Here is a 24,811-nt window from a genome sequence, read left to right on the forward strand (position 1 = left end):
CAGAAAACCCGAGCTAGTCAAATCATATAGTTCGGGATTTTTTATGGGCTAATGTGAGGTTAATTTTTGATAGTGATGAAGGAGATTCTCTACTTGGTCTTGGATTATTTGTTGTAATGCTTTGGGCTTCACGGAGATAATATGCTGACCATACCTCATAAAATAATTGCCGATGAATGTTTCTTCTCCTGGGTTGTAAAAGCCCTTAATTACAGTTTTATCACCCATTTCTAGTGTCATGGAAGGGTAATGTTCTTTATAAAAAATATCCTTTGCCTGTGCTGAAATTTCTACCTCAAATGCAATACGTTTCTTTGGTTGATCCATTTCTAATGACCGATTGATTAGTGCGTCTAGAGAAAAGTGCATGCTACTATCTATTATTTCAATGGACGTTATTTTATCACATCTGAAAACCTTCACCTTCTTCGTATCCACTTCTATGCCAGTTACATACCATTGCCCAAATTTAGCAGATATTTTGAAAAATTGAACATAGTAATCTTTTGGCTCATTATTTTTTTGATATTGAAATTGACAGCTATATTCATGAAGAATACTCATTAAAATCTTATCTAAAAAAAGACTAATATGATGATGTTGGTTAGCTTCAAATTGCAGGACTTTTTTCATTTGATGCATCTGTTCTACTTGATGTTTAGACAGACAGCTTTCAAATTTTTCATTTAATTGATTAACACTTAGATGAAAAGGTGTTGATTGGTAAGATTCTAATGTGAGCATAGCAAAGTACAAAGCATACACCTCATCCAATGTAAAAATAATAGGGGACAATAGCCTGTTTTTTAAGATGCCATACCGTCCATGTCTTCCATGCTCGGCAAAAATCGGCATGCCTAATTGCTCTAAAGAATGAACATCACGTAGCGCTGTACTTTTAGAAATGCTGTAGGTAGTCATTAAATCTGTTAAATTAAAAAATTCCCGACCATTTAAGTATCTGATCATATCATTAAGTCGTTCTGATTTTTTCATGGTCATCTCCTATAAAGGTGTCATGTTTTGATACCTTTATATTCTAAAATAAGGGTTAGGTAATATCAATGGAGTTATTATCTAACTATTTTATTAAGGGAGATTGATACGATGAGTGCCACACTTGAAGTCGCTATTTTTTTATCCATGAACGGAAAGGCAAAAGAAGCTGTCCAATTTTACAAAAAACATTTGAATGCGGAGGAACTGTTGCTTGTGACCTATGAGGATATGGCAAAACGTGACAAGACAATGCGTCTTACAGAAGAAAATAAACAGCATATAGCACATGCTGTTTTATTAATTGGCAAAACAAAGCTAATGCTAGCAGAAGCTACAATGGATGTTACGGAACACTATGTAGTAGGAAACCATTCCTCATTATGTATACAGAGTGCAGACCTAGAAGAAATGGAGCATTTTTACAAGAGCTTAACGTCAGATGAAAGAGTAAGAATCATTGTTCCGTTATCCAGTAATGTTTTTAGTAAAGCTTATGGTATTATCGAAGACCCGTTCGGCATTCAAATACAATTAATGTTTGATGAAAGATTACTAAATGGCGCATAGGTAAGTCCTTTGGGTATGGGCTTAACCTATACCCAAATCTTCTTTACTTTTCAAAGGGATTGTCAATATAAGGCCCTTTAATGGTAATACGCATGAGCTGGGTCGCCATAAATTTTGGTGTATACGGCATATCATGTTCCAACCACCAAACAATCACTTCAAGAAAGGCAGCGGCATAAAACCGTACAGCCATCTCACGGGGCACTGTTAGCTTTTGATCGTTAGGCTCCATAATTTGAATGCCACTTGAGACGAAATTGATAATAATGTTTTTCAAACCATCAGAGAAATAAGGGATATTCTTTTCCGTGAGATAAACCTTATAAAGCTTACTATTCAGCGCTATTTGTTCAAATAAATGCATAAATGTCTCGTGAGGCTGGTCATAATTTGGTAATAAATCAAAATCCTTTTTCTCCTCAAAGTTTGGACGAATACTACTGACAAGCTCATGCAAAGTTTCTTCTGAGCTTTGATAGAGGAGGTCCAGCTTATCACGGTAATGTAAATAAAAAGTGGCACGATTTAATGTGGCTCGTTGTGTAATATCTTGAACTGTAATCTTCTCATAGCCTTGTTCATCAATTAATTCCACCAGTGCATCTCTTAATAATTGGCGTGTTCGGATGACGCGGGGGTCCATTTTTTTCGACATTTTTAGGCTCCTTGTATCAAATTTTCTATTTAAACAACAGATTTATTGTGAATGTTGTGTAAGCATCATAACAGGTTTTTGTGTTGTTTGCCCTTTTTAAATAGCGAGTTATAATTATATTAACGACACGGTGTCGATAATACAACTAGTTGTTAACGTGTTCACGAATTGTTCATTCATATAGAAGGAAGGAAGTTTTTATTATGGGTCGTTTAAATGGGAAAGTAGCAATTATTACAGGAGCAGCAATGGGGATGGGTGCATCCGAAGCAAAATTATTCGCACAAGAAGGCGCAAAGGTAATTGCAACAGATGTGCAAATCGAGCCATTGCATAACTTAGTTAAAGAAATTAAAGAAAATGGTGGAGAGATTATGGGGCTTTCACATAATGTCACTTCAGAAGACGAGTGGAAAGCAGTAATTGCGGAGGCTGTAAAGGCTTACGGCAAAGTCGATATTCTTGTCAACAATGCAGGCGTTTCATCACCAAAAACGATGGCTGACATGGAAATGGCAGAATGGAATAAAATTATGGATATCAACCTGAATGGCTGTGTTATTGGTATGAAATACGTGATTCCTGAAATGCAAAAAGCGGGCGGCGGTTCAATCATTAATATTTCTTCCATTGGCGGAATCGTTGGGATGGCTGGTACAAGCCCCTATACAGCAGCAAAAGGTGCGCTGCGTGTACTTTCTAAATCGGCTGCTATCGAATACGGCAAAGACAAAATTCGCGTGAATTCTGTGCACCCAGGCATTATCGTCACACCGATGACAGCACCGACAATGGTAGAGGGAGGCGCACTACCATTCTATCAAACTTACACACAACTACCATACTTCGGTGAACCGGAAGATGTAGCCTATGGTGTAGTCTTCCTAGCATCTGACGAATCTCGTTTCATGACAGGCGCAGAGCTAGTCATCGATGGCGGCTGGACAGCCATGTAATCCAATAGCACAAGTAAAACTAGGCATCACATAACGTGAGCCTAGTTTTTTTATATAGAGGAAGGCGGCTACTCATGAAAGATTGTTGCATCCAAGCAATTGAGCGAGAACTTCGATGATTAATAGAATACTCGCGGAAGGAGGAGGAATACTCGTGGAAGGAGGAGGAATACTCGCGGAAGGAGGAGGAATACTCGCGGAAGGAAGAGGAATACTCGCGGAAGGAGGAGGAATACTCGCGGAAGGAGGAGGAATACTCGCGGAAGGAGGAGGAATACTCGCGGAAGGAGGAGGAATACTCGCGGAAGGAGGAGGAATACTCGCGGAAGGAGGAGGAATACTCGCGGAAGGAGGAGGAATACTCGCGGAAGGAGGAGGAATACTCGCGGAAGGAGGAGGAATACTCGCGGAAGGAGGAGGAATACTCGCGGAAGGAGGAGGAATACTCGCGGAAGGAGGAGGAATACTCGCGGAAGGAAGAGGAATACTCGCGGAAGGAAGAGGAATACTCGCGGAAGGAAGAGAAATACTCGCGGAAGGAAGAGGAATACTCGCGGAAGGGCAAGAAACTCTGTGAATGAGCGATAACGCCCTTGAAATCAAGCGTTAGAACTCTGCTCAAGTCGCCTTTTTTACATATAAAATAGCACAAACATAGTGGCTGTTTGTGCATATCATAGTTGGAGTAAGCGTTTTCTTCATTATATAGAAGAAAGTCAAAATGGAAAATTTCACGAATATGTGAATGTCACGAAAAAAAATTCATAAAAACCTTAACTATGTCATGCGAAATCCGTATAATAAATCAAACAGTACGAAAATTGTCCATATTTCTCGATAAATTGCGTGAATTTTTTAAATTGTATTGACGTAGGAAACGATAATTTGTACACTGTGTACATTCAATTGTTTTTTGGAGGAATACAATTAATTTGAAAAGTTAGGATTTGATAGATATGATCGTGTGTAAATTTGGTGGAACATCTGTAGCAAGTGCAGAACAAATTCAAAAAGTGGCAAACATTGTGAAATCTAATCCGGCACGTAAGATTGTTGCCGTTTCAGCACCAGGGAAACGTTCTGATGACGATATAAAAGTAACAGACCTATTAATACAATTAGCAAATGCAGCGTTACAACATGAGAATACGGAAGAAAAATTGCAAACTGTTGTGAATCGTTTTCGAGCGATTGCAGATGGTTTGGGATTAGACCATGCCATTTGTGACGTAATTGCGGAAGATTTACGTGAACGTGTACAAGGTGACAAAACGAACGTGGAATTATTCATCGATAGTATTAAAGCAGCAGGTGAAGATAATAATGCCAAGCTGATAGCAGCTTACTTTAATGCCATTGGTATGCCCGCACGCTACATTAGTCCAAAAGAAGGTTTAGTGGTCAATGATTTGCCTGAACGCACATTTGCTTTACCCGAAGCGTATGCTAATTTAGCCCCTTTAAAAGATACAAAAGAAATTATTGTGTTCCCAGGGTTCTTCGGTTACACTAAAGCGGGCGTATTGCGAACATTTGACCGCGGTGGCTCTGATATTACAGGTTCCATTTTAGCAGCAGCCGTTGAAGCGGAGCTGTACGAAAACTTTACGGATGTGGATTGTGTGTTCTCTGCGAATCCGAAAGTTGTCAATGATCCAGTGGAAATTAAAGAAATTACGTATCGCGAAATGCGCGAATTATCATATGCAGGCTTTTCAGTGTTCCATGATGAAGCGTTAATGCCTGTCTACAAGATTGGGGTGCCCGTTAACATAAAAAATACAAATAATCCATTAGCCCCAGGTACTCGTATCGTACCAAGCCGTCCTGCAACAGGTCGTCCCGTTACAGGAATCTCGGCAGACAGTGGCTTTTCAACTTTATATGTTTCTAAATATTTGATGAATCGTGAAGTAGGCTTTGGACGAAAGCTGCTCCAAATTTTAGAAGATGAGAATATTTCTTATGAACACACACCGTCTGGCTTAGACGATATTTCTGTCATCATGCGTTCAAATCAACTAACTCCAGAAAATGAAGCACGTATTATTAGTCGTGTGAAAGAAGAGCTACATGCTGAGTATGTAGAAATGCGTCACGGTTTTTCGATGATCGTGATTGTTGGCGAAGGGATGCGTCATAATACAGGTTTAGCTGCCCGTGCTGCCACAGCGATTTCAGAAACTGGCGCAAATATTGAAATGATCAATCAAGGTTCTTCTGAAGTCAGCCTCGTATTTGGGGTCCTTCAGGAATATGAAAACCGTATTTTACAAGCATTATATGAAGAGTTTTTTGCTCATGCGAAAGCAAAATGACACAATCATCACTAATCCAAGTGTTTCTTGCTTGGATTAGTGTTTTCTTTTTGCTTAGAATACGGTAAAATCGAGGGCGTACATAAGTTGGGAGGGTTTTTCGTGAAGAATTTAACAATTGGGATGCTTTTCTCCATCCTTGGGATACTTTTTGTCTGTTTAACGATTATGGATATTTTACCGTCATCGACCAAAACAATGAAAATTGTTTACATTGGCATTGGCTGGGTCTTTATTATTATAGGCTCTGTGATCCGCTTTAAAAATCTCAAACAAAAGCAACAATAACGCTTTGAAATTGGAATTGTGACAATAGCCAAAGTTATGATACAATTTCAAAGAAAATAAATAATTTGAGTATTATGAAGTTGTTATTCTGTACATACGTTCAGAAGGTTCAAATTTGAATAAAGAATCGACAGTACAAATTCTTCTTTGTAAGAATTTGTTTTTTTATGTTCCGTAACTATCTCGTGCGAGGAGGCGATGAAATGCCTATACTGACGAAAGACCATATTCAACTATTTGATCATTATGTTGCTCTTCAAACAGCTTCACCTATGAAGGTCGTATCCTCCGCCATGCATAATCCAGGCTTTGGACATTATACGCATCTCATGAATCGAACAGTACCCATTACTTATGATGAACGGCAACCCCATCAGGAATTACAGCAATTTTTGCAGGCACAGGGCTTTCCGCTCCACAACACTGTAGCCATGATGACGGCCGTTCAGGCCCAATTTGCGACCATTCGCGACTTTACATTTGAAGGCATCCAACTTGTCATTATGATTACTGCGGGGCTAGGTAATGCGGTCGATATTACACGTGCTTTTCATCGGGAGGAGCAGTATCATGCAGGGACGATTAATACATGGGTGCTCATCAACGGAAAGCTATCGGATGAAGCACTATTTCAGGCAATGATTTCAACAACAGAAGCCAAGGTGAAGGCGTTAGTGGATGAAGCTATTACAGACCCAACAACAGGTACGCAGGCTACAGGTACTTCTACCGATAGCTTGCTAATTGCCTCCACAGAAGAGGGGGACTACCATCAGTATGCAGGCCCCATTACGATGCTCGGCAAGGTCATTGGCTATGGCGTCTATGAAACGATGCGTGAGGCTGTAAGGAAATACAAAAAAGATAAAGAGGAGAGAGCTTGATGATTGCTATCGTAATTGCCTGTATCATAGGGCTCGTTTTCGATTTAGTAGTAGGAGACCCTCCAAAGCTTCCCCATCCTGTACGCTGGATTGGACATTTGATTCAATCGCAAACAGCTCTATGGAATAAGGGCAAATGGCGAAAGATGCGTGGGATGGTGATGGCACTTGCTGTTGTTGGGACGACCATGTTTATAGTGACATTGATTCTGCTCCTTAGTTATCAGGTAAGTATCATTTTTGGCATTCTAGTAGAAGGGCTTCTCATTGGGATTGGACTGGCACAGCGTAGCTTGAAGGAGGCGGCAATGGCTGTCTATGAGCCGCTTGTCAAAGGTGATTTTGCGGAAGCGCGTGTCAAGCTGTCGTGGATTGTTGGACGTGATACCGAGAAGCTGGATGAAGATGAAATTGTGCGTGGTGTGGTAGAAACGGTTTCTGAGAATACAAGCGATGGCGTGACAGCACCGCTCTTTTATGCCTTTTTATTTGGGGCAATTGGGTTATGGGGCTATAAGGCTGTCAATACATTAGATTCGATGGTCGGCTATAAAAATGAAAAATACAAAGACTTTGGCATGTTCTCTGCCAAGCTTGATGATGTGCTAAATTTTATTCCAAGTCGTATTACAGGCTTGCTAATTGTGCTTGGCACAAAAAATGAAACAAATTATTCGCTTGGCAAGCGTTTAAAGCGATGGGCACAGGATGCGAAAAAGCATCCAAGCCCAAACAGTGGCTATTTAGAGGCAGCGACGGCTGTGCAGCTCGGTGTACAGCTCGGTGGAAAAAATACATATAAGGGAGTTGTCTCTCATCGAGCAATTATGGGAGAAAAATTAGTTCCTTTAACAAAGGAGCATATTGCTACATCTATTCTTCATATGCGTATTGCCACAGTTCTCTTTACGCTTGTCATGCTAGCAGTGGAGGTGTTCATCTATGCCATTACCTAATCACGGAGCAAATCCGCATAATGTGTATCAGCAATTAGGCTTAACTATGCCTGAAGTAGTGTATGATTTTAGTGAAAATGTGAATGCCGCGGGACCGCCATCCTTTGTGGAGGCACGGTGGCGTACATTTTATCCGCTAATTCAACGTTATCCAGATCCTGATGGAGAGCCCTTTTTAACGAAGGTTGCAGCTTTTCATCAAGTGGCAAAGGATACGATTCTATTAGGTAACGGGGCATCAGAGCTTTTTAGTGTGCTAGCAAGACGCTATGCGAAAAAGCGTGTCATCATTGTGCATCCGACTTTTTCTGAATATGAGCGAACATTGCGTGCAGTGGGTGCTGATATTATGCCCGTTTTGGTGACAGACTTCATCGAGTACACATTACCTATGGAGCAGCTACAGCATGAAATGATGGAGGCAGACGCAGTTTATATTTGTACACCTAATAATCCGACGGGCGTCCTGCCGAAAAAAGAAGATTTACTTGCCTTAATAGAGCATGGAGCTGCCGTTAACTGTGAGCTTGTCATTGATGAAGCCTTTATGGATTGGGTAGATGAGGCGTATTCGCTAATTCATAATAGTACACAACAACCGCATGTCATTGTCGTACGTTCGATGACTAAAATGTATGCGATTCCAGGTTTACGTCTAGGTTATTTAGTTGCACATGCTTCCATTGTGAGCACTTTAAAGGACATGCTGCCTCATTGGAATTTAAATGCCTTTGCGCTTGTTATTGGTGCGAGCTGTTTAGATGAACAGCATTATTGTCAGCAAGCCATTAGCTATGCGACAGCGCAAAGAGAATGGCTGCATCGTTATTTACAAGAAAATGGCTGTCAAGTAACCAATAGCGTTACCAATTATGTGTGCTTCTCACTACCAAAAACACAGCAGGCAGATACCTTTTTCACCTATTGTCTAGCACAAGGTATTGTTCTGCGTCATACGAAAAATTTTCAAGGTTTACAGGGTGAATGGTTCCGTATTGGAATAAAAGATATTGCGGCCATGACTTCTTTACATAATTGTCTGCAAGCTTGGTTTAGCGCAAATAAGGGGAGAGAAAAGTGACAACTTTTTATCTAGTAAGACATGGGGAAACACAATGGAATCAAGAGCAACGACTACAGGGGTGGCTGGATTCACCATTAACAGAAAACGGTAGAGCAGCGGCTGAACGGCTACACAAGCAACTGCAACAGATCCCTTTTGCTGCTGCTTATTGTAGCTCAAGTGGTCGTGCGAGGGAGACGATGGCTATTCTCACAGCTAATCGCCAGCTGCCTATTGTCTATGAAGATGATTTACGAGAAATCTATTTAGGGGAATGGCAAGGTCATACCATTGAGGAGATAATGGCGACGAATAAGCTGGATTATGAGCTATATACAAACTATCCAGCACAGTTTGTTGCTACTCATACCGAAAGCTTCGGCGCTGTGACAGAAAGAGCGATGTTTACACTCAAAAAAATAGCAGCCCAATATCGGGATGAATCAATCCTTATTGTCTCTCATGCCGTCACCATTAAATGTATTATCAACGCTATTTTACAGCGTAGCATTAGTGAGCTGTGGACAGCGCCATATATTCATGGGACGAGTGTGACAGTGATTGAACGACAAGCTCAACAATGGCTTGTCCAAGATATCGGTAATTTGCATCATTTACAATAGGAGGTGCCTGAAAATGCCACTCATTTTTATTACAGGTGGTGTGCGTAGTGGTAAATCTCATTTTGCTGAGCAAGCAGCGATGCAGCAATATCAAACGCAGTTTAGTACTGCAAAACGTTTGATATATTTGGCTTCTGGTCTTGCTGTAGATCGTGAAATGGAGAAGCGGATTCATCGTCATCAGGCAGATCGACAGGCACAGCCTATCCAATGGCTGACGGTGGAGGCCCCATATGCGATAGCAGAGGTGTTTGAGACACTTCAAGATGGGGATGTGGTGCTGTGGGATTGCGTCACAACTTGGCTCACCAATGCTTTTTATGAAGGCTATGACAGTGGGACACCGTGTGTACAACGGCCTGGGTGTTTAGAAAATAAGCTACAGATTGTTAAACAGGCTATTCAGTCACTACTAAAGAAGAACATGACTTTTTTTGTTGTCTCCAATGAACTGTTTGATGAGCCACCTTATAATAGTGATGAAGTAGAATTATACCGACGAACACTCGGACAATTCCATCAATGGTTCGTTGCAATGGCACAGGAGGCCTATGAGATGAATGACGGTATTGTGAAGAGGTGGAAATAAATCGAGAAAGAGGGCAAGACGATGAAAAATTTTTGGCATAGCCTGCTATTGGCATTTCAATTTTTTACGGTTTTGCCAGTACATAAAGAGTTACCATTAACGAGGTTCACCATCACAGGCATGTTCGCTTGCTTACCGTGGATAGGGGCTTTGATGGGGACGACGGTGGCAGCCGTGCTGTATAGTCTCACGCAGTGGACCGCAAGCAGTGAAGTGATGCTAGCTTTTATTGTCATAGGGCTATTTGCTTTATGGACAGGTGGTTTACATTTAGATGGCTTTATCGATATGGGCGATGCCTATTTTTCTTATCGAGATCGAGAGAAACGATTGGAGATTTTAGATGATCCTCGTGTAGGGGCATTCGGGGTATTGTCTGTCGTGTTTTTATTAATGGGTAAATTTGTCATTCTACATGAGCTATTTGTACAGCAGCAATTCGCTTTATGGATGGTGTTATTTGTGCCATTTCTAACGAGGGTGGGTATGAGCTTTTATTTTATGTCACTCCACTGTTCAAAGGAAAAAGGTCTTGCCTATTTTTTTAAGTCTCATATTAATGCCAAGCTATTGCAAATATGGTTGCTGTTATCGCTCCTCTTAGCTATGACGGCTGTATTTGTCTTTACTGAGTTCTCTCTGCTGCCCATTGTATTAGTGATCGTTTTAGCCATTGCGCTTTTTATTTTTCGCCAATTTACGTTGCGTAATTTTGGTGGCGTATCAGGTGATTTACTAGGTGCATCGATTGAAGGGATGGAGGTTGTGCTATGGGTGACATTGTTACTGTGTGCTTAATGAGGCATGCACCAACGAAAGAAAATTTAGAAAAGCGCTATCTTGGTTGGACGGACGCACCATTAGCGGCGACAACCGAGCTTGCTGTTGTAGATGCGAATGTCGATAAGGTTTATGGCAGTGATTTACTACGCTGCCGAGAAACAGCGGCTCATTATTTTCCGAATGCAAGCTACCAGACAGAGCCACGCTTTCGTGAGACAAACTTTGGTGCGTTTGAAGGGCAAACTTATGAGGAGTTAAAAATGAATGCCCATTATTGTGCATGGCTTGACGATCCGATTCACACGCCCCCACCACAAGGCGAAGCGTTTGATGATTTTGTAACGCGTGTTGTAGACGGCTTCAACCATTTACCAAAGGATGAGGATCATTATTATTTAGTTGTTCATGGCGGGGTCATTCGTGCGTTACTCGTTGCTTTTGCCCCAACAGAGGAGCCTTTTTGGTCCTATCAAGTGCCACATGACAAACAATTTGTTTTAACGTTTTCAAGAAAGGCTTGGGAGGAGGGAGCAAGATGCATGTCTTTATCGGAGGCGCCTATAACGGCAAAACCGACTATGTGAAGGGTTTGTATGAACAGCATCAGATGGTAATGCTTGATGGCGAATTACCAGAGGTGGCACCAGCCTGTGATGTCCTCGTCATAAAAAATTTAGAAAAATGGCTCGTGACACAAAATTTGGAGGAAGATGAACAAGTGGTTCAAACGGTGCTAGCAACAGTACAGACATTGGAACAACAATGTAGATTAGTGCTCATTGTCACGGATATGGGGCGTGGTGTTGTGCCGATGGAAAAGCAAGCACGTCTACTAAGAGATTCATGTGGTCGTTTATACCAAGCTTTGTTCAAGGAAGCAGAGCAAGTTGTACGAATTTGGTATGGATTGGCTGAACAGCTGAAATAAGGTAAACACTCAGATAGAAAAGAGGAGAAGGCATGGAACGACAAAGATTAAGGAAATGGATATTGATGGCAATGGTAGCGGCCATTTGTGCTGTAGGGGCAATGATTAAAGTGCCAACATTTATTTCAACGGCGGCTCTAGACTCGGCTCCAGCCTTTTTAGGGGTTGTCTTTTTATCACCGCTACTAGCAGGTGTCGCTGGGCTGATCGGTCATTTTATTACAGCGCTCACGGCTGGATTTCCACTAGGTCCTCTACATCTACTAATTGCCGTAGAAATGTTGATGGTTGTCTGGATCTTTGGTGTGATGCATAAAAAAGGCATGCATTTTTGGAAATGGCCCGTTGCCCTAGTATTAAACGGCATTGTGGCGCCACTTCCGTTTTATTTTATTATTAGCCCAGCATTTTTCTGGGGAGCGTTAGGGAGTATTCTGATGGCAACGGTAATCAATTTAGTGATTGTCGCTGTGGTTATGCCCGTTTTGTCAAAGGTTTTTGTGCGTAAGGAAGGTCGTGTACAGTGAGAAATGCGATGAAAGTAGGTTCGTTGGTTGCGACAATGGATAATGCGGCAGCCATTGGGGAAAAACCTCAGGATATTGTGTCTGCATCCGATCAATTGACAGCCTATATGACGGCACGTGTATCGTTTTTAGAGCAGCTTGCCGCGCAGGCATTGCCCATCCAAATACTGCTTGCTAATTTTTCTGGTGATGCCGCATGGTCACGCTATGAGAAAGGCATTCAGCAAGTGTTTGAAGAGGCGGGTCTTACATGTCCAGCCATTGCAGGTAGTACAGAATCCAATATGCCCACACTGCAGTCAGGTTTAGCTATTACGATGCTAGGGGAGAGCCAACAGCGCTGTGCATTTGACCATGAACAGCTTAGCTGGTACACCTATGGCTTGCCACTTGTGGGCGAGGAAGTGTTGGCGCAGCCTGAAGATGTTGCACAGTTGCAGCCAATTTTTCAGGCATGGCGAGCGGAAATGGTTCAGCAAGTATGGCCCGTTGGATCAAAGGGGCTGCAAGGAGAATTCGCCCGTCTATTTAGGGGGCAGCGTGTTGAAAGTTCTATTGATTGTACAAAATCCGCAGGGCCCTGCACGGTCATTTTGCTAGGCATTGATCCTAATAAAGAGCAACAGGCACAAAAGCTTTTCCTGCAAAACTTCGAAAAACTACACATCACTACACTGTAACAGGGCTTGCTTCGAGCAATGGTCATCCTAAGTAAATGCAAGGAGCATGGCCAGGAAAACGCAGCTTTATTGGCATAACAATGGGAACGTCCACATCCGGGCGTTCCCTTGTTTTTTACAAAGCTTTTATTTTCAAGGTTTATGTCCTGCGCATATAAGCACGTAGTGTGAGAGGTGCCAAGATTGCCACCATCACTACACACCGTAGATGCTTCCAGCACGAACGTTCAAATCGACACCATCAACAGCACGATTATTTCCAAAAAGCTTAACCAAACCAGTGGCTTCAATTGCCCACTCGACATTCGTTGCTAGTGATGCTCCCATGGAATTTCCCCTTATATCTACAAACAGATCATACATGACATCAATGAACTGAATATTAACTGGCTAAAAATATGCTAGATAGCACCTAACTTAAATGATTGATAGGGTTGTAAATATTACGAGACCCGAAAAATTATTGCCAAATGGGAATGATTTTTAGTTATAATGAGGAAGGAATGGGATTTAAATAGAACGGAGACGAATGTATGCAGGTAGTTAAACAGTTAGGGCAGTATTTGGGGCCTTATAAATTTTTCACTTTGATTGCGCCGTTATTGATGGTGCTAGAGGTGACGATGGATTTAATTCAGCCAACCATCATGCAGCATATGATTGATACAGGGATTGTCAATGGGGATAATCGTTATGTATTGACTATGTTTGTCTGGATGCTTGGTAGCGCAGTGCTGGGGCTTATTGGTGGAGTCGGTTGCTCGTACTACAGCTCGAAGGCTGCGATTCATTTTGCATCGGATGTTCGACAGGCTCTTTATGAGAAGATGATGACGTATTCAGCCAAGGAGCGGGATGCGTTTACGACAGGGAAGCTGATTACGATTTTAACAAGTGATGTGGAAAGTATTCAGCGCGCGTTTATGATGACGCTACGTATTTTTGTGCGTGGGCCGTTGCTTTTTATCGGAGCAGTGATTATCGTGTTTGTGACAGCGCGTGAGCTTTTTTCCATCCTTCTCATTATCGTGCCATTGTTGATGATCGCCATGTATTTTTTTACGAAGTATTCAGGTGTGCTGTATCGTCGTGTTCAGGAGGCGATTGATGGGGTCAATACGAAGCTACAGGAAAATTTGGCGGGTATTCGTGTGGTCAAAGCGTTTCGTCGTGAGACACAGCAGGTGGCACAATTTGGAGAATTAAATGAGGCGCTGACAAAGCGTTTCATCACTGCAGAGCAAATCGTAGGGGTACTTGTGCCCTTTACGATGTTTATTGTCAATCTGGGCATTGTAGCTGCACTTTGGCTTGGGGCCATTAAGGTAGAGGCGGGTACTTTGAAAGTTGGGGTCATTCTGGCGTTTATCAACTATTTAACGATTATTTTAAATGGCTTAATGTCTTCTAGTATGGTGCTAATGCAAATTGCACGAGCATTGCCTTCAGGCGAACGGATTGTGGATATTTTAAATAAAGACATTGCGGTGAAGGAATCGGAACAGGCGATTTCTGCATCCATACAAGGTGCGATTGACTTCGATCAGGTGAGCTATCGATACTATGATACAGCAGAGGATGTCCTCAAAAAAATTTCGTTTTCTGTAAAGCCTGGGCAAACGGTAGGCATCATTGGAAAAACAGGTAGTGGCAAATCAACGCTAGTAAAGCTGCTTCCTCGCTTATTTGATCCAACAGATGGTGAAATTCGCCTAGATGGCAGACCACTCAAATCGTATGCCCTCGCAACATTACGTACGCATATCGGCTTTACCTCCCAAAAAGCGTTATTGTTTTCTGGAACGATTGAAGAAAATATTCGACTCGGCAAGGATGAAGCGACAGCCGAGGAAATACAACAGGCAATAGAGGCAGCCTGTGCGAGTGAATTTGTGGAGCGACTTGATAAAGGCTTAGCCCATGAATTGTCACAGGGAGCTACAAATTTATCGGGCGGGCAAAAGCAGCGCCTTGCTTTAAGTCGTGCATTTATTCGTAAGCCTGCCATTCTAGTGCTAGATGATACTACCTCCGCGCTCGATAGTGCGTCGGAGCAGCATGTGCAGCAGGCTATTGCCACACAGTATCAAGACACAACGACATTGATCGTAGCGTCGAAAATTGCCTCGATACAGCAGGCTGATATGATTTTGGTCTTAGAGGATGGCGATATTGTTGGGCAAGGAACCCATCAGCAGTTACTACAAGCCAATACGCATTATCAAGCCATTTATGCGTCGCAGCAAAAGGTTGGTGAACAGGAATGAGTCAAAATCAACCAAAGCAAATGAATTTTGGACGTGGCCCACGTATCGGAGGGCCATCTGAGAAGGCGAAGAATCAAAGAGCAACACTGTTCCGAATATGGCATTATGTCAAACAGCAAAAAGTAGGGATGTTTTTAGCCATCTTTTTTGTCGTTGCTTCTACCTTTTTAAGTCTAGCAGGGCCCTATTTGATTGGGCATATTATTGATGATTATATTATGAAAAAGGATATCGACGGCACGATCCGTTTAGGTATCGTCTTAGCTGTTATTTTTACAGTAGCATCTATTCTGACATGGCTGCAAACCTATGTCATGATTCATGTGGCGATGAAAACAATTCGGACATTGCGGCTGGAACTGTTTCATAAGCTTCAAACGCTCACATTACGATTTTTTGATCAGCGTGCACTTGGTGATTTAATGAGCCGTGTCACAAATGATATTGATAATTTAAATACTGCTCTTGCACAAAGTGTGACGCAAATCGTGTCATCTATTTTAACTGTCATTGGTGTCAGTATTGCGATGTTCACATTGAGCTGGCAGTTAGCCATTGTGACATTGATTATTATTCCGCTTATTGTGTTCACGACCAAGCAAATTATTAAGCGCAGTAGTAAAAATTATGCAGCAAGGCAACGGGATCTTGGCAGGCTGAACGGCTATATTGAGGAAATGATTACGGGTGCGGAGGTCCTCACGCTTTTTGGGAAGGAGCAGCAAACGATTGATACGTTTCATCAGCAAAACGAAAATCTGCGAAACTCCGCCCAACGTGCAGAAATTACCTCTGGCTTATTAGGACCGATTAATAACTTTATGAATAACTTGGGCTTAGCCGTCGTTATCGGAACGGGTGCCTTTTTAGCCGTGAAGAGCATCATTACAGTTGGGATCATTGCCGCCTTCGTGACGTATACACGGCAATTTTTCCGTCCGCTTAATCAGTTATCGAATCTGTTAAATACCTTTCAGTCGGCCATTGCTGGTGCAGAGCGTGTGTTTGAGATTCTAGATGAACCATCCGAGGTAGTAGATCAGCCTCATGCCATCGAGGCAGCATCGCTCAAAGGGGATGTTATTTTCCAGCAAGTATCTTTTAGCTATGAGCCAAATAAGCCTGTGTTAAAAAATATTCACTTCCATGCCAAGGCAGGAGAGACCATCGCTCTTGTTGGTCCAACAGGCTCAGGGAAAACGACGATTATTAATTTACTGACGCGTTTCTATGACGTGGATCAAGGGGAAATTTTGATTGATGGGCACAATATCGAACACTATCAAATGGCGACCATTCGCCAAAGAGTAGGCGTAGTTTTACAGGACACGTATTTGTTCTCTGGCACCATTCGTGAAAACATTCGCTTTGGGAAGCTAGATGCCACAGATGAAGAGGTCGTGGAAGCGGCGAAAATTGCGAATGCCCATCACTTTATTAAATATTTACCAGCCCAATACGATACACCTGTGCAGGCAGGTGGCGCTAATTTAAGTCAGGGACAACGCCAGCTCATCGCCATTGCTCGTGCTATTTTAGAGAATGCTGATATTTTAATTTTGGACGAAGCGACATCGAGTGTGGATACGCAAACAGAGGTCGATATTCAAAAAGGCTTACAGCATTTGATGCAGGGACGCACAAGCTTTGTCATAGCCCATCGTTTAAAAACAATCGAGAATGCCGATCAAATTCTCGTCATTCAACAGGGGGAAATTGTCGAGCAAGGTAATCACCAAACGTTAATGCAGCAGCAGGGCATTTATCGTCATCTCCAGCAAAAATTATTGTTAGAGCAGGTAGAATAGGGAATAATAAAGGTACATCTTCCAGAAAGCGAGGGATAGACATGTATGAATTAAAAATGAAAGAAACAGATGCAAGTGTCATTGAATTTATTGAAAATGTGGACCATCCACAAAAACGAGAAGACGCCTTTCGGTTATTGGACATTTTTACAGAGGTCACAGGCTATGAAGCCAAAATGTGGGGACCGAGTATTATCGGCTTTGGTAGCTATCATTACAAATACAAAACAGGCCATGAAGGGGATGCACCCCGTGTTGGCTATTCCCCACGCAAAGCAAAAATTAGCCTGTATTTTGCCCCAGGTGATGAGCGAGAGCAGCTATTACAGCACTTTGGCAAGCACACAACAGGGAAAGCCTGCGTGTATATTAATAAGCTTGCGGATGTGGATGAAGACATCCTAAAAGCCCTTATACAACAAACCATCGACTTTGTACAAAAAAACTATCCAGATGCTTAATACTAAGAAAACTGCCTATCTCAATGTAGGCAGTTTTTTTATGGAATCACGAAACGTATATTGCAAATGGTCTCAATTTAATGCCTTGGCTAAATCATTTGCAACGTATATATACAGGATACGTCTAAAAATACTAACAAAAAAGAGGGTGTAACATTATTGCGGCCTTCATTGTATTTAAATAAAAGGAAGTGGTAAGAGCAGTAATACTAGATATTACAGAGAAGTTAAAAAAAGTAAACAGATGATATTTAGAGATAGCTAGTCCAAATGCTTTAACAGTGTCCTATTATACTACTAATGATTTTACTATTGGAATAAAATGAATCGTTCAAAGCTATGCAGCCATCTGGTGCCGATATTCAATCGGGGTCAGATGGCTGAGTCATTTTAGGAAGTATGCAACTATAATTTTTCTCCAAAAATTAATTAGAAATTTATTTTTAATGTGTATCCTTGCAAGTATGAACGGAGAGGAGCTACGTATGAAGAAAATAAAGAAATTATTGGTATACATAGGAGCATTAATCATGCTTGGAATGGTGGTCGTTTGGATCTACCATTATCATTTAGTACAGAAGGAATCTGCTATTTTACAAAATAATGGCACACTAGTAGACGTCGACGGTCATCAAATTAATGTCTATCAGGAGGGAGTTGGCGAGGACACGTATGTATTTATGGCAGGCTCAGGTATTGCAGCCCCAGTGTATGAGTTAAAGGGGCTGTACCGTAAGTTTTCACAGCACCATCAAATAGCCGTAGTGGATCGAGCTGGCTATGGTTATAGTGATGTAGCCCATGATGCAAGAGACATTGAGACAATCCTAGCGCAAACACGAGAGGCTCTGATACAAAGTGGTCTTCAGCCTCCTTATATACTCGTACCACATTCCATTTCAGGGCTAGAAGCCATTTACTGGGCACAAAAATACCCCGAAGAAGTAAAGGGAATCATCGCGCTGGACATTGGTTTACCTAGTCAATATGTAAAGCATCCAATGGGAACCGTCGATAGATGGATGGTGAAGGGAATGAGTCTAGCAACTAGAATGGGTTTACACCGACTTCTGCCATCACAGGTCTATAATCCGCAAGTATTGAAAATGTCCTTTTTAACAGCAGAGGAAAAGAAAATGTATCAGGCATTGTCCTTTAGACAGTTTTTTAATAAGGATATGAAAAATGAGCTGTTACAGGTCTATGAAAATAGTTTACAATCAGAACAGCTTCCAAAGCCGCAAAACACGCCAATCTTGCTGATTGATGCCATTGCAGAGGACAATAAAGATTCGCAATATACGAAGCAGAAAAGGCAGGATTATGCAGACTTTGCACAGCAATTCACCTATGCACAGGTGGAAGAGGTCAGTGGCACACATAGTATTTATCTTTATCAACCCGATGAAATCTATCAACTAGCCATGATATTTATGAAAACGAATGCTGATAAGAAAGGTCGATAATATGAAAGGATTTACCATTTTAATTGTAGAAGACGATCAAATGATTGGGGATTTGCTACAAAAAATACTTCAGCGAGAAGGCTATGAAGCGATTTGGAAAACAGATGGTCGAGACATTATGTCACTCATTCAGCAAGTGGATTTAGTCATTATGGATATTATGCTGCCAGGAGAGGATGGCTATCAATTAAGCAAAAATATTAAACGATTAGGCTTAAATATCCCCATTATTTTTCTATCGGCACGAAATGATATTGATAGTAAGCTAGAGGGCTTAACGGTCGGGGAGGATTATTTGACAAAGCCATTTGACCCGCGTGAGCTTTTGCTTAGGATGCAAAAAATGTTGAGCCAGCAATATGGTATATTGACGCAAATCCAGCATTTATTTATTGATGGGGAGCGGCGTAAAGTGTTTAATCAAAATCTTCATGATGAAATTGCATTGACAGCGATAGAGCGGAAAATGTTCTTTTATTTATTTGACAATCGAGACAGAGTGTTAACAAAGGATCATTTTTTCGACTATCTTTGGCCACTGGATGAACGCAATCATAATATTCTCAATGTCCATATTAAAAAGATTCGAGCAAAGCTACATGATCCAGCAGGCAGCATTGTGCAAAATATTTATGGAGAAGGGTATCGTTTGAATACCTACATCAAAAAATGACCTTAAAAACGAAATACCGTACTTTATTATTTTTGGCGATTGCTAGTGTACCAATTGTGTTATTAAGCATTAGTGTGGCTATAGCTGTTGTTTATGACAAGGTCTTTAAATTGAAAAATGAAGGCATTCCGTTTCATGAATCCTTTGCCTATCCTATTATGCTCGTAGCGTTTGTGCTGTCATTAGGACTGTTAGCATTATTATTCTCAACAACTATCCATTCTTTATTGTCAAAAATCACGATGCTCAATAAAACGATACGGGAATTAGCTAGTAATGAGCGGATACCAAATACGTTAACAGTTAGTAGTGAGGATGAAATAGGACAGCTTATGCAGTCTGTCAATCTCTTAATTGAGCGGACGACTTACCGAGAATTAGAGTTAGCGCAGCAGCAGGAGCTCCAAAAAGAGCTGTTGCAAAAGTTACGACATGACATCCATACGCCCTTGACGGCCATACGTTTACAGTTATTTTTTCTAGAAGATCAATTACAAGGGCAGCCGAAATTGGTGGAATCCTTAAATGCACAAATCCACTATATAACGAATTTAACAAATGCATTTCAGTTACAAGCCTTTGATACAAGTGAAAATTCCTTTGTTGTCCAGGAGGAAATCCAGCTTGCACAGCTACTAGAAACGATGATGAAGAAGTGGCGTTATTTATATCGCATGCAAAACATAGCCCTGCATTTTCACCATGATGACCCACATGCTATTTGGATTAGCAATGAATTATGGCTACAACGTTTATTTGATAATGTCTTCCAAAATACATTAAAGCATGCCCAAGCAACGCAGCTAGAGGTTTCAATAAACAATGGTCAAGTGTTCATGTGTGATGATGGAGTTGGCTTCAAGCCTGATGCCGATTATGCAGGACTTGGGCTCAAAATTATACAGGACATTGCCAAAACATTGAACATCGACGTTTCATTACAATCAAACGACACGGGGACTTCCTTTGGCTTTGCCCAAAAGTCCCTGCAATAACAAAACAACGGCAGCCTTTGCCGTTGTTTTGTCTTAATGAGATTTTCGTTGTTGCAGTAAAAAGAGCGCAAGTCCTAGTAAAATGACGATAATGCCGATCCCTTGTTGAATAGAAATCATCTCATCTAAAATAAAATAAGCTAATATACATGTACCGATCGTTTCGCCTAAAATGCTCATCGAGATAACGGTTGTACTTAACCATTTCAATAGCCAATTAAAAATGGTTTGCCCAAAAATCGTTGCAATAACGGCTAATCCTACAAGAGACCACCAAGTGGATGCTGAATAGTCGAAGAACGATTCCTGCATAAAGAGGGCGTATACCGCTAAGAAGATGGAGCTGCTTCCATAGCCAATGATCGAATAAGGAACAAGTGATAAATCCTTGCGAACAGATTGTCCGATAAAAAAGTAGGCCGTAATAATACCTGCCGCTATAAAGGCAAGGATATCGCCATAAAGAGCTTGTCCACTAATCTGGAAATCCTGCCAGCCGATGATGAAACAACCGATAATGGCTACGCAACAGCCAACAATTGCTCCTTTAGAAAAACGTTCTTTAAATAAAAAATAGCTTCCCACTAAAGAGAATAAAGGTTGTAGCGTCACAATGACTGTTGAACTAGCCACCGATGTGTAGTTTAATGATTCAAACCATAAGACATAGTGACAGGCTAAAAATAATCCTGATAAAATGCCCAGTCCCCACTGTTTTTTGGAGAGGCTCGTCATTTCCTGTCGCAATCCCTTTTGCGCTAATAAAAAGGGGAGTAGCACTAGTAGCGCAAAAAATAATCGATAAAAGGCCGTAATGGCTGGTGGCGCATCGGCAAGCTTGACAAAAATAGCTGAAGTCGATAATGCAAAGACAGCAAAAAATAAAGAGATGTAATAAAACATGATGAACTCCTATGTATTTGTTTATAATAATAAACAAGATTAATAATATTGCCTAACCTATTATAGTGTAGTCTTCCTCAATAAAATAGGGTTTTTAGAATATCAGCACAAAACTAGAAAAATACACATTATGATAAAAAGGAGTCGTGCCATGCAGTATCATCAATTAGGACAAACCGTACTAAGTTATCGGAAGAAAAATGGTATGACCATTAGAGAGTTTGCAGATTACGCAGGCATTAGTACTTCTTTAATTAGTCAAATCGAACGTGGACAAGCGAATCCATCGTTAAGTGTGCTGGAGTTAATTGCAAAGGCTTTACATGTACCATTGTTTACACTTTTTATTCATGATATCGATACAAGTACACTTATTTCACGCAAGCACAACCGCAAAAAAATATATCGAGAAAACAAGGATCATATTGTCTATGATGTATTAACACCTGACTTTATGAAAGCTCGAATTGACATGCTCATGATGGAATTAAATCCACACGCAGTGACCACGGAAAGTCATTATTGTCACAATGATAAAGAAGAGATAGCAGTGATGATGAGGGGGCAAGGCTATGTAGAGCTAGAAGGAGAAGAGTATGAGCTATTGGAAGGGGATGTTGTGCGGATTCCGCCGAATGTTCGACATCGTTTCCTCAATAAAAGCAATGACAGCATCCACGTATTATTCGTTCTAACACCTTCATTAATATAGAATAAGCAAGGACTAGCGAAGCCTTGCTGTATTCGATACTATTCCGTTTCAAGCAAGGACTCTATTACCTGCTTTAATTGCATAATAGAGGAATGCTTGCTGTCGTTTTCATGATAAATAAAGACCGTTTCAATTACTTTATTGAGATCATCCATGTCATAAAAGTGCAGGTCAGGGCAATGATAAAGTGCCAATAATTTCGTATTTAAGACTGCAATCGTATGCTCAATTTCTAAAAAATCAAGAATACTACTAACGGATTTAATTTCTTTCATTGTGAAAGGAACTTGCTTCATTGTTAGCCATTGTGCCAATGCATGTGTATACATACAGCCTTTACTTAAGACGAGTAGTGTTACTGGCGTTCGTTGCTCAAAATCGATGACATGAGAAGGGCTTGAAATGACCTCAAATGTTTCTGACGCAATTAAATCATAGTTTAAATCGGCATACTGTTTAGTTGGATTACTAGTCAGTGCACAATCCAGCTCAGCATTATGTACTTTGTGATTTAAAGATGTACTTGATTCGACAGTGAAATCGACATCAATTGGACTATGACTCGTTTGGAGTTCGTTCATAATGGATGCACCATAAATTTTAATGGTTGTATGAGAAGTTCCAAAATGGAGGCTCGTTTGAGCAGGTCCGATCATTTGTAAAAATTTTTCATAGTTTTGGGCAACTTGTTTTAAAAATTGTAAATAATGGCTACCTACCTCCGTCAGCTTTAAACCTTGTGGTGTTCGTTTAAAGATCTCCTGTCCAATTTCACTTTCTATTTTTTTTACCTTTGAAGTTAAGGCAGATTGTGTATAATTGGTGATTTCAGCGGATTTACTTAAGTTTTGCCTTTCTAAAAGCTCTATTTTTAAGGCAATGTCTTCAATGTTCATGTTGTTCGTCACACACCTATTAAATTTTTTGATAGCTGCTATCATTTTCCTCCATTTTACGTATGCTATCAGTCAACGTAAACTCTAGGTAGCGACAAGGTATACTGCATAAATAAAGCGGTATCAACCTGATGGAGGGTTAACATGCATACATATTATCAATGGGTTATTTTACTAGTGGCTACACTGTCACAGACAGCTTCAACCTTTGTCACCTATGGGATGGGGCCAGTTGCCTCTTTTTATCAAATGGAATGGCACTTAACGTCCTTTCAAACTGGACTGATTGTTTCAGCCGTCAATATAGGGCCGATTTTCTCCATGCTGTTATTTGGCTACCTTATGGATAAAAAAGGAGAAAAGCGGATTATTGGATGGGGCTCCGTTATACTGGGACTGTCAGCCTTCCTGTTAATACCTGTGAACCATTATACGACATTGCTACTCGTATTAATAGTTGTTGGTATCTGGTATGGTAGTGCACAAACTGGCGGCAGTACCGCTATTGTGAAGTGGTTTCCAGATAAGCATCGTGGGCTTGCTATTGGTATTCGCCAGACAGGTATCCCCATTGGTGGGGCACTTTCTTCTATTGTACTAACGTATTTATATCAACAGCACCATCTGTCCACTGTGCATTTGGTACAGGGTTTAGTGGCGATAGGTGGGGGACTTTTATTTTTACTGCTGTATCATGAACCAAAACAGCACGTAACCGTTGCCGCAAATCCTATTTCCTTTAAAGAAAAGATGATGGCTATTCAACATAATCGAGCGCTCTATCCTCTATTTTTTGTCGGCATTGTCATGATGTCCTTACAAATGGTCATCATTGCTCATTTTATGAGCTATTTACATCAAGAGGGCGGCTATACATTAACAGAGGCAGGGAGCTATTTAAGTTTGATTTTGCTAGGAGGCATGCTAGGGAGAATTGTGCTTGCTTGGCTGGGTGACCGATATTTCGCTCATAAACGTGCGTCATTGTTAGTGCTTGTCATGGTTGCCACATTTATGATGATTGGCTGTTTGCCCTTTGTCATACATGGGAAGAGCTTGATGATTATTTTTTGTGGTGTGTTTGGTTTTTTAGCACTCGGCTGGTATTCCTTATATATTACCTGTGTCACCGAGCATTCTGATCCTCAAGCTGTGGGACTTACCGTGAGTGCAGCTTTAACGATTAATCAATTTTTTATTGTCTTAGCACCAACGTTGTATGGTTTTTTAGTTGCTGTTTTCTCAAGTCATCAAATAGCCTTGGATTTCATGGCCATGTTCATCATCATTGGGGCATTTCATTTATACCGAACATCCCAAAGTAGTCTATCGTTTGAAAATTCGGTAAAATAATGGAAAATAGAAAAAGGTGGTAATGGTGAATGACCAGTTCGATTTGGATTGATGCGAAAATAGATAGCGTGTGGCAAGCGATTACAGAGGAACAACTCCTCTCGCAATGGTATGCACCAGGCTCCACCTGGGATATCCCTCAACTAGCAGATGGTGAAAAGATAACGTTTACGTTAATGCCTAATGCGCATAATCAGCTATCTGAAAAGCTACCTATGCAGCTCACGATTCAGCACGTAAAAAAACATGAGGAGTTTTCCTTTTACTTAGAGGTGCCGGAAACGTTGATTGCCATTACGCTAGTACAACAGCACGAGGGGACAACTGTAAGCTTTAACTCACCAGGCTATGAGGCTTCGCTGGCTAATTTAAAGGCATTGCTGGAAGGGGGAGATATCCCTTATCAGTAGCGAACCCTACGTCTTAGGTCTTAGATAAATTTCGAGCGCAGGGTCGTATTT

28 protein-coding genes and 1 pseudogene are annotated in these 24,811 nt (G+C 41.1%); 24 read left to right on the forward strand and 5 right to left on the reverse strand.

Annotated elements, in window-relative coordinates; genetic code table 11:
* Positions 1-48: 48 nt before the first annotated feature.
* A complete protein-coding gene (locus AC6BKE_RS17030) occupies positions 49-996 on the reverse strand; it encodes a helix-turn-helix transcriptional regulator (RefSeq protein ID WP_499857381.1) in 948 nt (315 codons plus the stop codon).
* Between the two features lie 111 nt (positions 997-1,107).
* Between AC6BKE_RS17030 and AC6BKE_RS17035 the strand changes: the two genes are divergently transcribed.
* Positions 1,108-1,566: a VOC family protein gene (locus AC6BKE_RS17035; RefSeq protein ID WP_499857383.1), complete on the forward strand. Its 459-nt coding sequence runs from the start codon at positions 1,108-1,110 to the stop codon at positions 1,564-1,566.
* A gap of 43 nt (positions 1,567-1,609) precedes the next feature.
* Here AC6BKE_RS17035 and AC6BKE_RS17040 read toward each other — a convergent pair whose 3' ends face one another.
* A complete protein-coding gene (locus AC6BKE_RS17040; protein WP_036117321.1) occupies positions 1,610-2,221 on the reverse strand; it encodes a TetR/AcrR family transcriptional regulator in 612 nt (203 codons plus the stop codon).
* 203 nt (positions 2,222-2,424) lie between these two features.
* Between AC6BKE_RS17040 and AC6BKE_RS17045 the strand changes: the two genes are divergently transcribed.
* From AC6BKE_RS17045 to AC6BKE_RS17110, 14 genes are all read left to right on the forward strand, one after another.
* On the forward strand, positions 2,425-3,177 hold the full coding sequence (locus tag AC6BKE_RS17045; RefSeq protein ID WP_036117323.1) for a glucose 1-dehydrogenase: 753 nt from the start codon (positions 2,425-2,427) through the stop codon (positions 3,175-3,177).
* A gap of 115 nt (positions 3,178-3,292) precedes the next feature.
* Positions 3,293-3,754 carry a hypothetical protein gene (locus AC6BKE_RS17050; protein WP_499857385.1) on the forward strand — a complete coding sequence of 154 codons (462 nt, stop codon included), beginning with the start codon at positions 3,293-3,295 and terminating at the stop codon, positions 3,752-3,754.
* Positions 3,755-4,133: 379 nt separating this feature from the next.
* Positions 4,134-5,495, forward strand: coding sequence for an aspartate kinase (locus tag AC6BKE_RS17055; protein WP_036117325.1), 1,362 nt, complete (start codon positions 4,134-4,136; stop codon positions 5,493-5,495).
* A 102-nt stretch (positions 5,496-5,597) separates the two neighbouring features.
* Entirely contained in the window at positions 5,598-5,783 is a 186-nt protein-coding gene (locus tag AC6BKE_RS17060; protein ID WP_036117327.1) for a hypothetical protein, read from the forward strand.
* Positions 5,784-5,986: 203 nt separating this feature from the next.
* Entirely contained in the window at positions 5,987-6,667 is a 681-nt protein-coding gene (locus AC6BKE_RS17065) for an adenosylcobinamide amidohydrolase (protein WP_249645788.1), read from the forward strand.
* Complete coding sequence (cbiB, locus tag AC6BKE_RS17070) at positions 6,667-7,623, forward strand: adenosylcobinamide-phosphate synthase CbiB (protein WP_499857387.1); 957 nt, start codon at positions 6,667-6,669, stop codon at positions 7,621-7,623. The genes AC6BKE_RS17065 and cbiB overlap by 1 nt, the downstream gene beginning before the upstream one ends.
* On the forward strand, positions 7,610-8,704 hold the full coding sequence (locus tag AC6BKE_RS17075) for a pyridoxal phosphate-dependent aminotransferase (RefSeq protein WP_342545085.1): 1,095 nt from the start codon (positions 7,610-7,612) through the stop codon (positions 8,702-8,704). Before cbiB ends, AC6BKE_RS17075 begins: the two co-directional genes overlap by 14 nt.
* Entirely contained in the window at positions 8,701-9,309 is a 609-nt protein-coding gene (locus AC6BKE_RS17080; RefSeq protein ID WP_499857389.1) for a histidine phosphatase family protein, read from the forward strand. Before AC6BKE_RS17075 ends, AC6BKE_RS17080 begins: the two co-directional genes overlap by 4 nt.
* 13 nt (positions 9,310-9,322) lie before the next feature.
* On the forward strand, positions 9,323-9,898 hold the full coding sequence (locus AC6BKE_RS17085; protein ID WP_342545087.1) for a bifunctional adenosylcobinamide kinase/adenosylcobinamide-phosphate guanylyltransferase: 576 nt from the start codon (positions 9,323-9,325) through the stop codon (positions 9,896-9,898).
* A 21-nt stretch (positions 9,899-9,919) separates the two neighbouring features.
* Entirely contained in the window at positions 9,920-10,696 is a 777-nt protein-coding gene (gene cobS, locus AC6BKE_RS17090) for an adenosylcobinamide-GDP ribazoletransferase (protein ID WP_499857391.1), read from the forward strand.
* A complete protein-coding gene (locus AC6BKE_RS17095) occupies positions 10,669-11,265 on the forward strand; it encodes a histidine phosphatase family protein (protein WP_089932309.1) in 597 nt (198 codons plus the stop codon). Before cobS ends, AC6BKE_RS17095 begins: the two co-directional genes overlap by 28 nt.
* Positions 11,217-11,609 (forward strand): bifunctional adenosylcobinamide kinase/adenosylcobinamide-phosphate guanylyltransferase, encoded by a 393-nt coding sequence (locus AC6BKE_RS17100; RefSeq protein WP_036129029.1) that lies wholly within the window; start codon positions 11,217-11,219, stop codon positions 11,607-11,609. The genes AC6BKE_RS17095 and AC6BKE_RS17100 overlap by 49 nt, the downstream gene beginning before the upstream one ends.
* A 32-nt stretch (positions 11,610-11,641) precedes the next feature.
* On the forward strand, positions 11,642-12,136 hold the full coding sequence (locus AC6BKE_RS17105; RefSeq protein ID WP_499857394.1) for an ECF transporter S component: 495 nt from the start codon (positions 11,642-11,644) through the stop codon (positions 12,134-12,136).
* Positions 12,133-12,816 carry a hypothetical protein gene (locus tag AC6BKE_RS17110; RefSeq protein WP_231745128.1) on the forward strand — a complete coding sequence of 228 codons (684 nt, stop codon included), beginning with the start codon at positions 12,133-12,135 and terminating at the stop codon, positions 12,814-12,816. The genes AC6BKE_RS17105 and AC6BKE_RS17110 overlap by 4 nt, the downstream gene beginning before the upstream one ends.
* A 198-nt stretch (positions 12,817-13,014) precedes the next feature.
* On the opposite strand, the pseudogene AC6BKE_RS17115 reads toward AC6BKE_RS17110, so the two are convergent.
* Positions 13,015-13,143 (reverse strand): annotated as a pseudogene (locus tag AC6BKE_RS17115) (daunorubicin/doxorubicin resistance ABC transporter ATP-binding protein DrrA); the annotation flags it as partial.
* Between the two features lie 206 nt (positions 13,144-13,349).
* Here AC6BKE_RS17115 and AC6BKE_RS17120 point away from each other — a divergent pair.
* The 6 genes from AC6BKE_RS17120 (at position 13,350) to AC6BKE_RS17145 (ending at position 20,486) form a co-directional block, all read left to right on the forward strand.
* Positions 13,350-15,083, forward strand: coding sequence for an ABC transporter ATP-binding protein (locus AC6BKE_RS17120; protein ID WP_499857398.1), 1,734 nt, complete (start codon positions 13,350-13,352; stop codon positions 15,081-15,083).
* A complete protein-coding gene (locus AC6BKE_RS17125) occupies positions 15,080-16,891 on the forward strand; it encodes an ABC transporter ATP-binding protein (protein ID WP_058845019.1) in 1,812 nt (603 codons plus the stop codon). The genes AC6BKE_RS17120 and AC6BKE_RS17125 overlap by 4 nt, the downstream gene beginning before the upstream one ends.
* Before the next feature lie 41 nt (positions 16,892-16,932).
* Positions 16,933-17,352 carry a DUF1801 domain-containing protein gene (locus AC6BKE_RS17130; RefSeq protein ID WP_036129019.1) on the forward strand — a complete coding sequence of 140 codons (420 nt, stop codon included), beginning with the start codon at positions 16,933-16,935 and terminating at the stop codon, positions 17,350-17,352.
* Between the two features lie 485 nt (positions 17,353-17,837).
* On the forward strand, positions 17,838-18,818 hold the full coding sequence (locus tag AC6BKE_RS17135; RefSeq protein WP_499857401.1) for an alpha/beta hydrolase: 981 nt from the start codon (positions 17,838-17,840) through the stop codon (positions 18,816-18,818).
* A 1-nt stretch (position 18,819) separates the two neighbouring features.
* Positions 18,820-19,491 carry a response regulator transcription factor gene (locus AC6BKE_RS17140; protein WP_342535597.1) on the forward strand — a complete coding sequence of 224 codons (672 nt, stop codon included), beginning with the start codon at positions 18,820-18,822 and terminating at the stop codon, positions 19,489-19,491.
* Entirely contained in the window at positions 19,488-20,486 is a 999-nt protein-coding gene (locus tag AC6BKE_RS17145) for a sensor histidine kinase (protein ID WP_499857403.1), read from the forward strand. The genes AC6BKE_RS17140 and AC6BKE_RS17145 overlap by 4 nt, the downstream gene beginning before the upstream one ends.
* Positions 20,487-20,519: 33 nt before the next feature.
* Here AC6BKE_RS17145 and AC6BKE_RS17150 read toward each other — a convergent pair whose 3' ends face one another.
* Positions 20,520-21,389, reverse strand: coding sequence for a DMT family transporter (locus AC6BKE_RS17150; protein ID WP_101966597.1), 870 nt, complete (start codon positions 21,387-21,389; stop codon positions 20,520-20,522).
* Positions 21,390-21,540: 151 nt separating this feature from the next.
* On the opposite strand from AC6BKE_RS17150, the gene AC6BKE_RS17155 reads away from it, so the two are divergent.
* Positions 21,541-22,101 carry an XRE family transcriptional regulator gene (locus AC6BKE_RS17155; RefSeq protein ID WP_036128998.1) on the forward strand — a complete coding sequence of 187 codons (561 nt, stop codon included), beginning with the start codon at positions 21,541-21,543 and terminating at the stop codon, positions 22,099-22,101.
* 38 nt (positions 22,102-22,139) lie between these two features.
* Here the strand turns inward: AC6BKE_RS17155 and AC6BKE_RS17160 are convergent, their stop codons facing one another.
* Positions 22,140-22,997 carry a LysR family transcriptional regulator gene (locus AC6BKE_RS17160; RefSeq protein WP_036129007.1) on the reverse strand — a complete coding sequence of 286 codons (858 nt, stop codon included), beginning with the start codon at positions 22,995-22,997 and terminating at the stop codon, positions 22,140-22,142.
* A 144-nt stretch (positions 22,998-23,141) separates the two neighbouring features.
* On the opposite strand from AC6BKE_RS17160, the gene AC6BKE_RS17165 reads away from it, so the two are divergent.
* A complete protein-coding gene (locus AC6BKE_RS17165) occupies positions 23,142-24,350 on the forward strand; it encodes an MFS transporter (RefSeq protein ID WP_036128996.1) in 1,209 nt (402 codons plus the stop codon).
* A gap of 29 nt (positions 24,351-24,379) precedes the next feature.
* A complete protein-coding gene (locus tag AC6BKE_RS17170) occupies positions 24,380-24,760 on the forward strand; it encodes an SRPBCC family protein (protein ID WP_342535601.1) in 381 nt (126 codons plus the stop codon).
* Positions 24,761-24,811: the final 51 nt, after the last annotated feature.

This window comes from Lysinibacillus sp. COL-1, assembly GCF_059814265.1.

Coding starts and splice junctions, on each gene's coding strand:
- cbiB (WP_499857387.1), top strand. CDS start 6,667: ATGATTGCTATCGTAATTGCCTGTATCATAGGGCTCGTTTTCGATTTA.
- AC6BKE_RS17140 (WP_342535597.1), top strand. CDS start 18,820: ATGAAAGGATTTACCATTTTAATTGTAGAAGACGATCAAATGATTGGG.
- cobS (WP_499857391.1), top strand. CDS start 9,920: ATGAAAAATTTTTGGCATAGCCTGCTATTGGCATTTCAATTTTTTACG.
- AC6BKE_RS17150 (WP_101966597.1), bottom strand. CDS start 21,389: ATGTTTTATTACATCTCTTTATTTTTTGCTGTCTTTGCATTATCGACT.
- AC6BKE_RS17130 (WP_036129019.1), top strand. CDS start 16,933: ATGTATGAATTAAAAATGAAAGAAACAGATGCAAGTGTCATTGAATTT.
- AC6BKE_RS17085 (WP_342545087.1), top strand. CDS start 9,323: ATGCCACTCATTTTTATTACAGGTGGTGTGCGTAGTGGTAAATCTCAT.
- AC6BKE_RS17030 (WP_499857381.1), bottom strand. CDS start 996: ATGAAAAAATCAGAACGACTTAATGATATGATCAGATACTTAAATGGT.
- AC6BKE_RS17040 (WP_036117321.1), bottom strand. CDS start 2,221: ATGTCGAAAAAAATGGACCCCCGCGTCATCCGAACACGCCAATTATTA.
- AC6BKE_RS17170 (WP_342535601.1), top strand. CDS start 24,380: ATGACCAGTTCGATTTGGATTGATGCGAAAATAGATAGCGTGTGGCAA.
- AC6BKE_RS17105 (WP_499857394.1), top strand. CDS start 11,642: ATGGAACGACAAAGATTAAGGAAATGGATATTGATGGCAATGGTAGCG.
- AC6BKE_RS17125 (WP_058845019.1), top strand. CDS start 15,080: ATGAGTCAAAATCAACCAAAGCAAATGAATTTTGGACGTGGCCCACGT.
- AC6BKE_RS17165 (WP_036128996.1), top strand. CDS start 23,142: ATGCATACATATTATCAATGGGTTATTTTACTAGTGGCTACACTGTCA.
- AC6BKE_RS17100 (WP_036129029.1), top strand. CDS start 11,217: ATGCATGTCTTTATCGGAGGCGCCTATAACGGCAAAACCGACTATGTG.
- AC6BKE_RS17135 (WP_499857401.1), top strand. CDS start 17,838: ATGAAGAAAATAAAGAAATTATTGGTATACATAGGAGCATTAATCATG.
- AC6BKE_RS17035 (WP_499857383.1), top strand. CDS start 1,108: ATGAGTGCCACACTTGAAGTCGCTATTTTTTTATCCATGAACGGAAAG.
- AC6BKE_RS17155 (WP_036128998.1), top strand. CDS start 21,541: ATGCAGTATCATCAATTAGGACAAACCGTACTAAGTTATCGGAAGAAA.
- AC6BKE_RS17145 (WP_499857403.1), top strand. CDS start 19,488: ATGACCTTAAAAACGAAATACCGTACTTTATTATTTTTGGCGATTGCT.
- AC6BKE_RS17050 (WP_499857385.1), top strand. CDS start 3,293: ATGATTAATAGAATACTCGCGGAAGGAGGAGGAATACTCGTGGAAGGA.
- AC6BKE_RS17120 (WP_499857398.1), top strand. CDS start 13,350: ATGCAGGTAGTTAAACAGTTAGGGCAGTATTTGGGGCCTTATAAATTT.
- AC6BKE_RS17055 (WP_036117325.1), top strand. CDS start 4,134: ATGATCGTGTGTAAATTTGGTGGAACATCTGTAGCAAGTGCAGAACAA.
- AC6BKE_RS17045 (WP_036117323.1), top strand. CDS start 2,425: ATGGGTCGTTTAAATGGGAAAGTAGCAATTATTACAGGAGCAGCAATG.
- AC6BKE_RS17160 (WP_036129007.1), bottom strand. CDS start 22,997: ATGAACATTGAAGACATTGCCTTAAAAATAGAGCTTTTAGAAAGGCAA.
- AC6BKE_RS17095 (WP_089932309.1), top strand. CDS start 10,669: ATGGGTGACATTGTTACTGTGTGCTTAATGAGGCATGCACCAACGAAA.
- AC6BKE_RS17065 (WP_249645788.1), top strand. CDS start 5,987: ATGCCTATACTGACGAAAGACCATATTCAACTATTTGATCATTATGTT.
- AC6BKE_RS17075 (WP_342545085.1), top strand. CDS start 7,610: ATGCCATTACCTAATCACGGAGCAAATCCGCATAATGTGTATCAGCAA.